Origin of the sequence: Paenibacillus sp. 32O-W (genome assembly GCF_007679495.1) — a bacterium.
Classification (GTDB): domain Bacteria; phylum Bacillota; class Bacilli; order Paenibacillales; family NBRC-103111; genus Paenibacillus_L; species Paenibacillus_L residui.
This window is the reverse complement of the sequence record NZ_VEGP01000044.1, coordinates 31,025-45,436: the sequence shown is the minus strand read 5'-3', so window position 1 is coordinate 45,436 and position 14,412 is coordinate 31,025. Positions and strand designations below refer to the sequence as shown.

The following is a 14,412-nucleotide window of genomic DNA, read 5'->3' as shown; positions in this document are numbered from 1 at the left end:
CAAGCACTTCGTAAGTCAAAGATGAAATCATGCGAAATAGGGAGAAAAACGGAGAAAATATTAATTTATTGAGGGAGAGTATAGGTGCTGAAAAACAAAAATGAAAAAAATACTCATGGATTTTTTAATAATCTAAAATTTATGATTTATGAGCAATGGTTATTTGAGAAGAAAGCCGCTGTAGTTCCATTTATTCGGATTATTTCGGATATAGCATTAGCGTTTATGGGAATATGGCTTCCAAAAGTTGTATTGGATGCCATTACTCAATCCGTTCCAGTAAATGTTTTTCTAATTCAAATTGGATCGCTGACCATTGCACTAATGCTTTTGAGGTATATTAGTTATTGTTCGGAGCAAGCAATATTTAAAAATGCAGTTAGGTTTACAGAATTGAACAGCGGCAGAATCGGAAAAAGAAATAATACTATTGAGTCCGATAATGTATATTATGTAAACTAAATAGAGAATGTGAGACGCGTACCAATAACTGGCGCTTGATTTCGAGTTTCAACTGATCTTTAAGCTCGCCGCCACTACCGGAATACGTCGGCAAGAGCCTGTGGATTTGACTTGGGAGCAAATCGATCCAGCAGCCGGGCTGCTGCCCCTCCATGAAATCGTCATTCCGCTCATTGAGAGATATCGTACTTTGCTTGATGAGGTCGCGTTTTAAAGAACCGGTATTTGTAAACGGGTACGGCCACGCGATCGATCCCGCGGGGCCTTCACCGCATTTTTAAATGGGAACTGATTAAGCGGGTTTGCCGCAGCATCGCTATTCCCTTCACCATCTGCGGCATACGTTCAGCACGTTGCTGCTGCAAACGAGACAAGCGTCCGTACACTGCAGGAACCGCTTGTCTCTCGCAACGAAGTCCATTTCATTTACATGCACTTCGATCTGGAGCAATTGCTGCGCTGCTTACCTAATAGATCGCTGCTCGGTTTAGGGCAGCGATCTATTGACCATCTTACGCACAAAATACGTTTTTTGTGTATATAGTTAATGATATTAATAATCAACACTTTACAGGAACTAATGTTCCTATTACAATAATTAATGTGGTTAACTATATTGGAGGTGTGTTGCTATGAACGTTATCAAGGCTCAAGACTTACATTTATTGGAGCGGCGGCTCCCCCTGTTTCCCTGGTATGTCGAGCAATATATCCAGCACAAGCTTGCTGATCTCTCCCCTTCCACCCTTTTGGAATATACACGGGATTTCGAAATGTTCTTTCACTGGATGATTCAGGAAGGCCTCTCCTCTGCCCTTTCTATGGATCAGATCACCCTATTCGATCTCGAACAGCTAAATTTGCAAAATATCGACACATACAAGCTTCATCTGCAGCTTCGAAACCAGAACAGCAAGGTGACACGTGAGCGTAAAATCGCTTCCCTCAAGTCATTGTTCCATTATTTAAGCCAGATTGCCGAGGATGACGACCACTATCCCCTTTTAAAGCGAAATGTCATGGCAAAACTAAAAACACAACGGCTCACCAATGCGAAACTGATGGCAAGCCGGTTGCACGGCAAGATTCTAGAAGACGATACGGAGATTCATGACTTCTGCGCATTCATTGCGCGTGATTGCATTACTCAAATCTCCGACAACCCGCAAGCGCTCCATTATTATCAAATGAACAGAGTTCGGGACACAGCAATTGTCACCCTCATTTTAGCCTCTGGTATGCGCGTTTCCGAGGTTGTAAACCTGGATATCGATGACATCGATGTAACGAAAAAAGTAGCGCACATTTACCGTAAAGGCAGCAAGGATCCGGGCATCAAACAGAGCATATTTTTTACGGAAACCGGTAAAGAAGCTCTGGTGCAATATTTGCAAATGCGTTCTATCGTTTACCCTCATGATCGAACGGAAAAAGCATTGTTTTTGGCCATTCCTAGAGGTGCCTCGCAAGCCAAACGTATGTCAAAACGCGCCATTCAACAAATGGTGAGCAAATATGCTGCTGCATTCGGCAAGCCGATGCTCACGGTACATAAGCTCCGGCACTCGTTTGCGACAAGCTATTATTTAAAGAATGATATTTATAAAACGCAGCGGCAACTAGGTCACGCAAGCACGGACACAACGGAGCTGTATGCACAGCTCACTGATAAAACGATGGAAGCGGCCATCAATCGTTTATGATGATGAAATTGCCATGGGCTCTTCCCTGCTGCTATTACTACATCTAAACAAGTGCCCCGTTTTCAATTAATGTTACAAGGGCTCGATCAGACGTTTGGGGGTCCCGCCAACAAAACGCGGAATACGTACGCTAAGTGAAGATTTGATCAAACAAGCCGGAATTTCCGAACGTTAAGGAAATCCGGCTCGTTTTTATTCTTCTGGTGAAGGATGTATAAGTGGAAGTAGTCAATTACGTGCACCGCATCCCTGCAACTCATTATTATTCCGGCAAATTCCCTGATCTCGTTCCTGCTTCATAAGAAGGGGTGATGTTGTCGTACATCAAGTGTAAGGTCATCCCTGTCGCAGCATGGTCCAAGTTATGGCAGTGATCCATCCACATTCCAGGATTGTCCGCGATAAATGCCACCTCATAAGTCTCACCTGCATAGACATTTAACGTGTCGGTCATCCAAGGCGTCTTTACTTTCTTGCCGTTCTTCTTCAATAACGTCATATGATGCCCGTGAAGGTTTGTTGAATGGAATGCAGCCTTGTGTACTGCCGCTCGATTTGTTAAATCCTCAGTACCCTTGATATGTCTTGCCTTAAATTTTTCTGGCAATGTAACTGGGAAAGGGCAATTATCCAATGAAATTTTCGTGAGGACTTCAGGAGTTTCTGCTATTGGAATGGGACTCCGCTTCTAGGACAGTTACTCTTTGTTCATTGGTTTCGGTCATTCTATCAAACCAATCAATAACATCCTTTGACAACCCAGGATAGCTGGGGTCAATTTGATAGGTTACAGGAAGTCTAATCCATCCCCATGCTACTGCTTATTATCAATTTCCCAAATTGCAGTAATCCAATTATCCTCGCTCCCAACGTGTCGATGGCGCTGCTAAGCTAAATCACCTTTTGTGAGTTGCTGCATACGTTTTAAATCACTAGAATCCTTATACGTTCGAATATTCCCCTCGATTCTTTAGATTTGCATAACCAATGTTTTTAAATGCTCCGCTTCCAATTTCATCCATTATATTACAATTCGCCGCGACACTCGCCTGCGGAATAGTACCGATTTCTAAGATCTACATATTTCTCATCTCATGGATTTTTTGCAAGGCATTAAGGTGCATTGATTTATCTTCGGGCGACTCAGCGAATTTATACCATTCCACAAGCCTGTAGCCGAACATAACAAGGATAAGTTCATAGATACAATGGCCGGAGATATGGGACACATCCGCATATTCCGAAAAACCTCTGTAATACGCCGGAATGCATTTTTGGTAGTATTCAATCATATGAGGGACGTCCGCTTCATCCGTTATTAAACTCGCGATATCCTCGCCCATATACCCCCATCCGGCGGTATCCCAATCGATAAGTACGATTTTACTGTCCGAATAGAATATGTTTGCCACCCAAAAATCTCTGTGGCAAAGCACTATTGGCAGCTTTTCAATGCGTCTGAATATTTCGTCCGCGTGGTTATCTATGTCTATGAGCATTTTACATAGGTGCTTCGGAATTTCGCAGTCATCGGAGCGTATATAATCATACAAAACATTCCATGACCGATACCGCAGATAGTAGTTTTTCATAAACTCAACCTTGCTTAAATTGGACAGATTCTGCAATACTTTCGGCCGTTCAGTATACAACCTGCCTTGAAATCGCCCCAATTCCTCGGCTATACGTTCATACATTTCCGAGGTCAGATTTAAGCCTGATACACCATCAATATATTCCATCCACAGTTGAATCTCATCGCCATTTATTTCGGCGTGATAACACTCCGGACAACGGAACGAATCGAAGAACAACTTTTGGAAATCTGATGCGTAGAGGTCGTATTCCCTTCGCCATGATTCCGGATCACCGTAACGCTCAAATTTTTTCTGTGTTTTCCAAACCATCTTATACGGCAGATTTTCACCATCGGAAGTTTCAACCATGCCTGTTACAAGCCAAACATCTCCTACTGTCCCGCCTTGCAGCTCTTTAAGTTGATAATCCGCGCGGATTATCGTCTTGTCGAGCATTTTACCCAAAGCAAGCGCCAGTATTTCGGGCTTTACAATCCTTTCATTATGGTTGTTCATTTCTTGTACCCTCCGTTTTTACTCTTATGTCGCATGGCAATCGATTTTTGCCACGCCCGTTTATCCATTAGATACCCCGATTTATCATCCACAAACTTGTTTTCCCGCTTCTGTACAAGGTAACGCTCCCATTGCTCTGGCGCCAATGATCCATCGGCAAGGGCGGCAAGGACTGCGCAGCCCGGCTCCGTCTGATGACGGCAGTCATTGAAGCGACACTGTGTGAATAATTCCTCCACATCGTTAAATCCCGCGCTGATCCCGTCGTCCGCACCGAACAGCCCAAGTTCACGCATACCCGGCGTATCAATAACCATCGCGCCGGAAGGGAGCATGAAAAGCTGGCGATGCGTCGTTGTGTGCCGGCCCCGGCTGTCGGCCTCGCGGATAGCATTGACAGTCATCACTTCCTGATTCATCAGGGCGTTTAGCAGCGAGGATTTTCCCACGCCGGACATGCCGAGGAATACCACGGTTTTCCCTGGTTGCAGATATTCACTCAACCCGTCTAAACCACTCCCGGTGTGACTGGAAACTGCGTGTACCGGCACATCAGGAGCGGCTTTCTGAACCTCGGCTAACGGTGCGCTGAAATCCGGGGCCAGGTCAGCTTTTGTTAAGATTACGACAGGCTGGCCGCCGCTCTGCCGTGTCTGCGTCAGGTAGCGCATGATGCGGCTGACCTTGAAATCCCAGTTTAGGGACGTCACGATAAATACGTAATCAAAATTCGTTGCTACGACTTGCTCCAATATGGTTTTGACATACCCTGCCGAGTGTCCCGAATAGTCAGCGCGAGAAAATTTCGAGCGGCGAGGCAGCAATTTGGCAATGCGCGAAGCGCCGTTTTCGTTGTATTGTAGAAATACAAAATCGCCAACGCACGGAAAATCTTCCCGAGTCCCCGCAGTGTGGTAGAACGAGCCCTTCAATACAGCCTTCACTTCTCCGTGTTCGGTGATGACGGTATATTGCTCTCGCTGTAGTTCCGTAACCCTTCCGGGTATTAAGCCTATCGGCGGCGTTTCGGCTTCAATATAGCCGTATTGTTTCAAATCAATCATTGGACCTATCCTCTCCTAGAAATTAAAGTTGTTTTTGGGCATAAAAATACCGCGAACAAGCAGCCTCCTAAGAAGCTGCTGTTTCGCGGCGAAAAGCCAAGAGTCGGCTTATAATCAAAAAAAGGATACGACCTTCATCGTATCCGGGTTGCATGGAGAGCAGTTGCCGAAGGCAACGACCAGTCCCGCTAACAGCAGTATTCACGAAAGGTTACTGTTTATGGCATAGCAAACAAACACGGGAGATGGTGATATTCCCGGTTACTCTCATTCCAAGCTATAATAAAGATTGGAATATACTATGCCCGATATTCGGTTAAGTTAAAACCACCAATACCATATAAGCAGTCATTAAAAACATCTCCTTTCGCGGGAAAAAGCTGGAATACAATCTCACTTCTATAGTGTGGCATAACCCTTTATAAGACATCAATAGAAAATTTGATTATAAGCAAAGTTTATCAGCCAGCTACCTCTTCACATGGCGTTCCGCCAACTAACGTATTCAGCCATTACAATATTTCGATATACCCTTCGGTTCCATGCACGCGAATTCGTTCCCCATCTTTTATCCGTTTGGTAGCATTCTCCACTCCGACAACGGCCGGTAAGCCATATTCACGTGCGATTACTGCGCCATGGGTCATCAGTCCGCCAACTTCGGTGACCAGGCCTTTGATGGATACGAACAATGGTGTCCAGCTGGGGTCCGTAAAGGTGGTGACTAATATATCTCCTTCTTCCAGATCGGCGTCTTCCATGTTTAAGATGACACGCGCCCTTCCCTCTGCAACTCCGGAAGAAACAGGCAGACCTACAATCGCTCCGGCCGGGAGATTTTCTCGTTTGTATTTACCCAGGATGATCTCACCATCGGACGTGATCACACGAGGCGGAGTTAGTTTTTCATATAATTTGTACTCGTCTTTTCGTTGGCTGATGATCTGTCTAATCGCAAGCCCTGCTTGCTGCTCGACCATGCAACCCGGGTCATCCGGTTTCTTTGTGCGTACGGCTTCGTGAAGTTCTTCAAAAGTGAGATAATATATATCTTCTTTGTCATGAATAACGCCCGCTTGTACAAGCTGTTCGGCCTCTTTCATTAAAGCCTGCTTATAAACGTAGTAGCGATGGACCATGGCGTATTTCGGATATTCCCGATACCCGATAAAATTCCGAATTAGGTCGATCTTTTCTTTGGTTTCTTTTGCTTTTTGTTCCCCATCCGGTAATTGCTTCAATTGATCCAATAACTCTTGTTCTTTTTTCAATGCTTCCTGCCGCCCTTGCTCAAATTTCCGTTTGCTGGCATTAGGACCAAAGTTTTTGATGTTACTGAGAATCAATGGGATAAGCGTAATCGGTTTTTCGCTCCATCGAGTTCTGGTGATATCGATTTCTCCGGTACATCGCATGCCGTATTTATCGAGAAAAGCAAGGATAGCGTCTCGGGTTTCCTTTCCGCCATTGAATTTCGTCAGTTCATCCAAAAAGTGATCATCTTTTGCATGTTGTAAATATTCAATGACTTCCGGATAAGGACGAATCACATCGGCAACATCCAATAGCGCCAGACCCATTTCCGAAGTAATATTGCCCGATACAGATTGAGAAAGCGTATCTGCCGCGTTTTGTTCACCCAACCACTCGTTCATTTTTTCATTGATCCATGATGATGCATCCATAGCAGCTATAATCACACCCAAACTTTGTGGGTCGGATAACGTCTTCGTTAATTGCTGGATATCTTCTTGAATAAAATCGAATAAATCCGATCCGGATTTCGTTTGGATATTTTGTTTTAACGCCTCGATCGATGTTTGACTACGCTGAATCAAATCAGAAACGATGGTCGGATCGATTTCGAGTTGTGCTTGAGAACCCGCAGGCGGTATAGCTTCTTTGCTTTTACCGGCACTCTGTTCTTTGTCACTTGGTAATGATTTTATAAAATCTCCTCGCTCGATGACGGTCATCAGTGCGTCTTTGATGAGCGGATCGGATTGTCCCAAATTATTTAATACCATTTCTCTGCTAGCAGGTGAAGCCAGCATAGGTGTTACATCAACGAACAACCTTCCGCCAGCGTTACGCATGGGGGCACGAGTCGTTAACAGCCAAAAAGATAATCCCAATGGCTTTATGGGGTCTGTCATCATTTGTTGGTGACCGACGGAGACATAGACGTGATTTTCCTGATCATTGGCTTCAGGGATGGGGTATAAAGTCGTAATTGGCCGACTCTGGACAATGTAAAAGGTATTATCAACCAAACACCATTCGATATCTTGGGGCTGGCCGAAATAAGCTTCGATCTGTCTGCCGATGCGTGCCAGTTGCAAAATTTGCTCATCAGTAAGTGTTTGAATCTTTTGCTGATCGGGATCGATTTGCTTTGTCTCTGTTCCGCCTTCTTTTCGTGCATAGATAGCCAAATCTTTAGTTGCAATCCTCTTATCGATGATTTCCCCTTCCCGTACTTTATAACAATCGGCGGATACCAAGCCGGAGACCAGTGCTTCTCCAAGTCCAAAGCCGGCATCGATGGATAGCAGCTTTCGGTTGGAGGTGATTGGATCAGCGGTAAATAAAATCCCCGAGGCCTGCGGGAAAACCATCCTTTGAATGATAACGGATAAATAAACTTGACGATGATCAAATCCATGTTGCATACGGTAGATTACCGCGCGATCCGTAAATAAGGAAGCCCAGCATTTGCGGATATGCTGCAAGATGGCTTCTTTGCCGATAATATTTAAATAGGTGTCTTGTTGACCCGCAAATGAGGCATGCGGCAGATCTTCGGCAGTCGCACTCGAACGCACGGCATAAGCCTGTTCCTCGCCAAATTGGGAGAGATAATGAGTAACGGCTTTCACGACGTCAGAAGGAATTTCGGCTTCCATAATAATTTGCCTGATCTTCCTGCTGGTTCCAGCAATATCGTCTCGATCTTCTGCTTTTAGCATGGTTAGTCGATTCAACAAAGAATGATAGGTTTCGTTTTGTTCGATGGCTCTTTGATTCCCCACGGTTGTCACACAAAATCCTTCGGTACTTGTATCCCCTCAATTTTTGATAATTCCCCTAAATTTAAACCCTTTCCGCCTACAAGCAAAATCTGCGTTTTGTCGATTTCCTGGAAGCCGAGAACCAACGAACTCATCAACATCTCTCCTTAAATTAGATTGAAAAAAAACATTTGACAAGAGTTTTTCGGCATGTTATACTTAAAGTGTAAGATAAGATAATTATACATATATCTCTTGTCGCAGTCGTGATCTGATTATATCATCATGTCTGTTTTTTTTGCAATACAAAAGAACCTGATCAAACGATCCGGGTTCTTTTTTTGATTTCCGCTATCATTTTCCAGATTCTAAAATCTCGTAGTTTTTTAACGGCATACCGACATATTCGCGGAAGTATGCACCTGTGTTTCCCTTAGTATTCACCTTTAATGACGAAAAACGATCCCCGAATTGTTCCGGCTAGTTTAGACTTCTGCCTGGCAAACTTAAACTTCTTCTCCTCCAACTCCTTGGGGACCTCCATCCCCTCAGAAAGCTTAAAACCAACGGCCCGCTTCTTCGGGTCATCAACCGTATACATGACATTGAGTCCAAGACCATCCTCGTAAAAAACGAAGGTCCACTGGATATTTTCCACTTGAAAACGCGACGTTTCCAAAGGCTTGGCCGCAAACTCAATGTCACGTTCTTCTTTCAAAATTCGGTTTACATAATCTAGGGTTTCCTGGCTTTCGCTGGCTGGTACAACCGTAAATTCATGCTTATATTTGTTCATAAAGTAACGGGCTTCATTAGCTCGCAAACCGGCAAGCGCTTCTGCTACGGATGAAGACTCTAAACCAACCGTAGACACGTTTTTAAAGTCAACGATATAGGACATTCTCATCCCTCCAAAAAGTTTTGTAAGCGTTGTTCCAGAGCCTGCTTCGAGCATAAATCGCACGGAAGCAGACTCTAACCCCTATTTTAAAATAAGGACGGCGATAGCCGTTTATCCTTATTTCCTAACAACGGGAATCCACATTTCACCATATACTAAGCCGTCTCTCTGCCCCATCTCAACCGTTGCATTTGGCCCGCCAACATAGGCAAAATTCTGTGCTTCCGGCAGGACTTGTCCGAAGGCAATGCCGGTAAGCATATTACTCAACTCCTCAGCCGTCTTCCCTTCCCCTTTTACAACCAAGTATTCCCCTTTAGGAAATTGAATAACTCTAGTTGCTTCTGGTAGCGAGGCCTCTGTCATGACGCCGGCATAATACATCATCTTGTTATTCACCGCTTCGTTCACGGCAAAAATGTAGTCATTGGCGGCTACGGCCTTTAGAGTGTCAAGCCTTCCATCTTGTTTCACAGCTTCCCAAAAGTCTGCTTTCTCCTTGTTTATGCCGACATAGTCCGTGTAATCGCTCTGAAGCTCAATTCCAATTCCTACAACGATAAAGCTGTCTTTTTCCTCAAGCGTATAATTCGCCATATTCAAAACCTTCCTTTTTATAAAAATTTATCAAATGATTTATCTTTTCACTTGATGGGTTTATAATAACTTTAAATCATGTCAAAAAATGATACTGTTTAGGGGGGCCCGATGAAAAAAGTTGAACGGATAAATATCATCATGCGGTATATCAACAACCGCGCCCACTTTACCATTTCTGAAATCATGCGAGAATTTAATATCTCTCGTTCGACAGCTATTCGAGATATCCGAGAAATTGAAGCTATGGGGATGCCGCTTGTCGCTGAAGTTGGAAGAGATGGGGGTTATTTTGTCATGAACAACTCGGTCCTCCCCACGGTCCGCTTTACCGATAATGAAATTAAAGCACTGTTTATTGCCTTTATGGCCACGAGAAATCAGCAGCTCCCTTATCTGAAGAGCCGTCAGTCTTTAGCTGAAAAATTATTAGGTCTCATCTCGGAAAACCAGCAAGATGACCTTGTTCTATTAAATCAAATCTTGCTTTTCGAAGGGACCAACCCCAATAATCCCGACCTGCTTGATCTGTCAGATCTGCCCCATCCTATGTTAGAAAAATTAATCCAAATCCTTCTTGTGGACAGTTATTTATTAGTTTCCGTTAAAGAAGGGAAGGATATAAAGTCTTATCCCATTTATCTCTTGCACCTTTATCGTGAAAAAAGCCTATGGCAAATTGAAGGCTTTGACTTAGAGGAAGAAAAACGGCGGATCATTCCGGTCGACAATCTCACCGATGTAAAACCATACCCTACGAAAAAAAGATTAAGTAAGAAAAAGATTTTAGAAAAACTACGCAAGCGGGAAGAAGTCATCAACCTTGTTCTGGAGCTTGGTCCAAAGGCGATTGCCCAGTTCAAAAAATACCATCCTTTAAAGCTTTCCATTTCCTATACGAATCCTTACCAAACCACAGCCATCTTAAAGACTTTTATCCATGTTGATCATCCAGAAGAATTAACTGAAATCACCTAACTACCGGGCACCATTTGTCAGATAATCTTTAGAAATAAAGGTAGATTTTCTAAACAACAGAAATCATATTGACAATTACTGAATATATGAGTTAATTTGTTTCAACGAGCATTGTTATTTTCTGGGGAAATCATCTTTCACCAAGTCATTATTACTACTTGGCGTTTAAAAAGGGAGGTATCCCGGATCTTGAGAAAAAAATTGATATTTATTTCTCTGCTGCTGGCAACGATGATTTTAGCAATCATTATGTATTACTATCCGAAGCAGCAATCACTTACTTTTGAAGGTGTCATGTTTCAATTAGGTGAAGAGAATAGTGATCATGTCAAACAGGTGACTATAAATATTAATGGGAAAGTTCAAAGAAATATTGTCGGAATAAAAACATTTAAAGGATTTATCGATATTGAGGGCGAAACTATACCTGTTCCTGAACAGCAAAGGGAGCTAGAACTTCGCCTTGGAAAATATGGAGAAGCAATCATTGTTTATACATACATTGTAAACGGAGTACCGAACACCTATTCCTATGGTGGAATATTTGTTAATAATAATTTTAGCAAGATAGCTATTTGGAAAAATGATTCTAACGGATACTGGGATGTTAATAATGGCTTTATGATTTCAGCACCGGCCAATAATAGGAAGGAAGCACTTGGTGTAGCAAACGAGCTTATGGAAAAATATTTAAAGGGTTACCCATTAAAATAATAGTTACTCCATCGACTAAATTTTAGGGCTGCCATTCGGCAGCCCTGTAATTCTGTAATCCACAAGCCAATGGTTAAAAGAAAACTAATTGCCTGGCAGTTGGATGGCTCGCCATCCGTCTACATCGCATTGGCCATACCGATTATTTCCCACGGCCACCACCGTGCCATCCGATTTAAGGCCGAGAGTATGAGCGCAACCCGCCGCTACCGCTACGATATCGCGCCAGCTACTTACATTGCATTGGCCATGCTCATTCCAACCCACAGCGATCACAGAACCGTCCGATTTAAGCCCGATGGTATGAGCATTGCCTGTGTTTGTCGCCATATGAACATTACCAGCCGCAACCGCCACCATATCGTGCCAGCCGCTTACATTACATTCGCCATGTTTATTATTTCCCACAGCCACCACCGTGCCGTCAGATTTAAGACCAACGGTATGACGACAACCCGCCGCTATGGTAGCTTTAGGCCATCGTTTCCCCTTTAACGCCGCTTCTTTCGGTGTAATGCAATCCATGTCTGACCTCCTTGCCGAACAGTCTGCTATCGTACCATGTCATTGGAATATAAGTGATATCATTATAAACCAACATTGGATATTTGCGGAATTGATTTTTCGCCACTTGTTCGCGAACCCTCCTTGGAGGGCGTTGCTGCGGGCGCGACTCCCATTACCGACGCCATGTCGACCCCGACTTTCCGAGAGGCCAAAAAACATTCGAAACCTCCTTCGCTGGTCGAGGTCCAAAACGACTTTTCCCGGTTTAAGGTCCACCACGGTTCAAGTTTATGGGAACTTGCCTCCCTACAGGTGTTTTCTTGTTTTCAGATAACGCCGTAACTTGCGAACAACGTAATTCGCGTCCGGCCCCACCCCTCTTAATGTGGCGGAAGCAAACGAACGCTGTCCTTCCAATCCGACATAATACAGTCCCGGAACGGAAAGGCTGATTCCTGCTGTCTGTAGCGGTTTCCCCTCGGCGTCAAGCGCCCCGATAGGCTGAAGGTAAGACAGATTGGGACGATATCCGGTCGCAAAGATGACGGTCTGTATCGGTTCTTTCATTCCGTCAGGCCAGACGACGCCTTCCGAGTAAAAAGAGGTAAACATGGTCCGTTGATCCGGCTTTCCAGCCTTTAATCTTGCTTTGTAATCGTCCAAATCGGCAACGGAACTCGGACTTGGAGGCTTTTTGCCAAATCGCCAGAATGGAAAGGTATCCAAGCCGACGGCTCTGATCCAAAAATGCAGATCAACTCCCAACACTTTTGTTTTCGTAAGCTGAACGGGCCGAAGAACGGCGAGCGATGTATGGCTGTTGTCGGCAAGCTCTACCGCAATTTGAACCGCAGAATTTCCTCGCCCGACGACCACCACTCGTTGCCCCTGGTAACGATCCGGATTTCGATACGCTGAAGAGTGGAGGACTTCCCCTTGAAAGGCTTCCCTTCCGCTTATTGCTGGCGTATAAGGATTATGAAACGAGCCTGTCGCATTGATGATCGCTTGCGCATGATATTCGTCTCCTGCTGCCGTTCGGATCGAAAAGCCGTTCTCGCTATTCTCCACGGCAACAACCTTCTGGTTAGTCCGGATCGGTAAGTCAAAGCGCTCGGCATACTCCTTTAGATACTGAATCACTTCATTTCGTAATGGATAGTGGGTTGCAGCTCCGGGTATCTTCATGCCCGGCAATGATGATAACCGAGCTGGCGAAAACAGCTTTAGACTATCGTAGTAATGTGGCCAAGAACCGGTTGCTTGCTCGCCTGCTTCCAGGATCATAAATTTCAACCCGTTCTTCTTCAAATAATATCCGGAAGCAAGACCGGCTTGCCCCCCTCCGATAACAATTGCATCTAAAACCGGTGTCATTCCAAGTCCTCCTCAAATTATTTGCAAGTTGCAAGTTTTTTTGAAAAAAAAGATCACCCACTAGGGGTTGAGCAGCATTGGCCCGATTTCGCCATTGCTTCATTCAAAAGCTTGATTGAGTGAATGACGGTTTCTTTTTCAAAATTGTTCATGTATGAGAAAATTTCGTTTAAATATTCGTTCATTTGCCGGTCAATCGACGCCGCAACATATTTGCCTTCCGTTGTTAAGGAAAGCAGATTCACCCTCCGGTCGTCCGGATCGGGCGTTTTTTTCACCAATTTTATTTTGATTAACGATTGGACTTGTCGGCTGAATGTCGTTATATCTGTCCCTAATGCTTCTGCTACTTGCTGCATGGAGGGCTTATGCTGACGATCAATTTCGTAAAGGATATGGCTTTGAATTAAGGAGATATCACAGCCGCCGGCGGAACAGCAGTTTTTATTCATAAAGCCAAAGCGACGAGTCATGATTTGAAATAGTTCACGTACATTTTCCACTATGCTTCACCTCATGAAACAGTTATATCGCATTTATTTGCAAATTGCAATTATTTAGTTTTCCTTTGTCTCAGAAAATCGGTTGTAAGAGTATGATAATTTTTGTATTGACTTTTTCTCATATACAAATAACAATATGGTTATATGGTTTATAACTGCTGGGGTGATATTCATGTCAATGGAATTTGAAAAAATAGCGGATATTTTTAAAGCCCTCGCCGATCCGACAAGGCTGAAAATCTTATCCTTGCTTCGTACTCGTGATTGCTGCGTGTGCGAACTGGTTCCCATCTTTAAAATTTCCCAGCCAGCCATTTCTAAACATGTAAGCCGTCTAAAAACGGCCGAACTGGTCCGCGAAACACGAAAGGGGCAGTGGGTGTTCTATTCGATTAACGAGAAGCGGTTAGAGGAAATTGGTTATGCTCTTTCCCATTTGCCTGATTTAACCGAGGAGCTGCGGAAATTGGAGCAGCAAGGGCTGACGGTTACATGCGAGTAA

Annotated in this window: 11 protein-coding genes and 4 pseudogenes; 5 read left to right on the top strand and 10 right to left on the bottom strand. The window is 44.1% G+C overall.

The window, feature by feature from the left end; translation table 11 throughout:
- The first annotated feature begins 84 nt into the window (after positions 1-84).
- Positions 85-462 carry a hypothetical protein gene (locus tag FS806_RS17035; RefSeq protein WP_144939025.1) on the top strand — a complete coding sequence of 126 codons (378 nt, stop codon included), beginning with the start codon at positions 85-87 and terminating at the stop codon, positions 460-462.
- A 632-nt stretch (positions 463-1,094) separates the two neighbouring features.
- Positions 1,095-2,165 carry a tyrosine recombinase XerS gene (gene xerS, locus FS806_RS17030; protein ID WP_144939023.1) on the top strand — a complete coding sequence of 357 codons (1,071 nt, stop codon included), beginning with the start codon at positions 1,095-1,097 and terminating at the stop codon, positions 2,163-2,165.
- 262 nt (positions 2,166-2,427) lie between these two features.
- On the opposite strand, the pseudogene FS806_RS17025 reads toward xerS, so the two are convergent.
- The 6 genes and pseudogenes from FS806_RS17025 to FS806_RS17000 all read right to left on the bottom strand — a co-directional run.
- Positions 2,428-2,691, bottom strand: a pseudogene (locus FS806_RS17025) (multicopper oxidase domain-containing protein); the annotation flags it as partial.
- A gap of 550 nt (positions 2,692-3,241) precedes the next feature.
- Positions 3,242-4,258, bottom strand: a complete 1,017-nt coding sequence (locus FS806_RS17020; protein WP_144939021.1) for an aminoglycoside phosphotransferase family protein — start codon at positions 4,256-4,258, stop codon at positions 3,242-3,244.
- Positions 4,255-5,322: a ribosome small subunit-dependent GTPase A gene (rsgA, locus tag FS806_RS17015; RefSeq protein ID WP_144939020.1), complete on the bottom strand. Its 1,068-nt coding sequence runs from the start codon at positions 5,320-5,322 to the stop codon at positions 4,255-4,257. The genes FS806_RS17020 and rsgA overlap by 4 nt, the downstream gene beginning before the upstream one ends.
- A gap of 512 nt (positions 5,323-5,834) precedes the next feature.
- Positions 5,835-8,488, bottom strand: a pseudogene (ppsA, locus tag FS806_RS17010) (phosphoenolpyruvate synthase).
- A 278-nt stretch (positions 8,489-8,766) separates the two neighbouring features.
- Positions 8,767-9,234, bottom strand: a complete 468-nt coding sequence (locus FS806_RS17005; RefSeq protein WP_144939018.1) for a phage tail protein — start codon at positions 9,232-9,234, stop codon at positions 8,767-8,769.
- Between the two features lie 117 nt (positions 9,235-9,351).
- Complete coding sequence (locus FS806_RS17000; protein WP_144939016.1) at positions 9,352-9,831, bottom strand: GyrI-like domain-containing protein; 480 nt, start codon at positions 9,829-9,831, stop codon at positions 9,352-9,354.
- Positions 9,832-9,942: 111 nt separating this feature from the next.
- On the opposite strand from FS806_RS17000, the pseudogene FS806_RS16995 reads away from it, so the two are divergent.
- Positions 9,943-10,806, top strand: a pseudogene (locus FS806_RS16995) (helix-turn-helix transcriptional regulator); the annotation flags it as partial.
- A gap of 192 nt (positions 10,807-10,998) precedes the next feature.
- Positions 10,999-11,523: a hypothetical protein gene (locus tag FS806_RS16990; protein ID WP_144939014.1), complete on the top strand. Its 525-nt coding sequence runs from the start codon at positions 10,999-11,001 to the stop codon at positions 11,521-11,523.
- A 102-nt stretch (positions 11,524-11,625) separates the two neighbouring features.
- Here FS806_RS16990 and FS806_RS16985 read toward each other — a convergent pair.
- The 4 genes and pseudogenes from FS806_RS16985 to FS806_RS16975 all read right to left on the bottom strand — a co-directional run.
- Positions 11,626-12,048: pseudogene (locus FS806_RS16985) on the bottom strand (chromosome condensation regulator); the annotation flags it as partial.
- Positions 11,996-12,154 carry a hypothetical protein gene (locus FS806_RS26810; protein WP_186328403.1) on the bottom strand — a complete coding sequence of 53 codons (159 nt, stop codon included), beginning with the start codon at positions 12,152-12,154 and terminating at the stop codon, positions 11,996-11,998. The pseudogene FS806_RS16985 and the gene FS806_RS26810, both read right to left, overlap by 53 nt.
- A 182-nt stretch (positions 12,155-12,336) precedes the next feature.
- Positions 12,337-13,407 carry a flavin-containing monooxygenase gene (locus tag FS806_RS16980; RefSeq protein WP_144939010.1) on the bottom strand — a complete coding sequence of 357 codons (1,071 nt, stop codon included), beginning with the start codon at positions 13,405-13,407 and terminating at the stop codon, positions 12,337-12,339.
- A 53-nt stretch (positions 13,408-13,460) separates the two neighbouring features.
- Positions 13,461-13,910 (bottom strand): MarR family winged helix-turn-helix transcriptional regulator, encoded by a 450-nt coding sequence (locus tag FS806_RS16975; protein ID WP_144939008.1) that lies wholly within the window; start codon positions 13,908-13,910, stop codon positions 13,461-13,463.
- A 178-nt stretch (positions 13,911-14,088) separates the two neighbouring features.
- On the opposite strand from FS806_RS16975, the gene FS806_RS16970 reads away from it, so the two are divergent.
- A complete protein-coding gene (locus FS806_RS16970; protein ID WP_144939035.1) occupies positions 14,089-14,412 on the top strand; it encodes an ArsR/SmtB family transcription factor in 324 nt (107 codons plus the stop codon).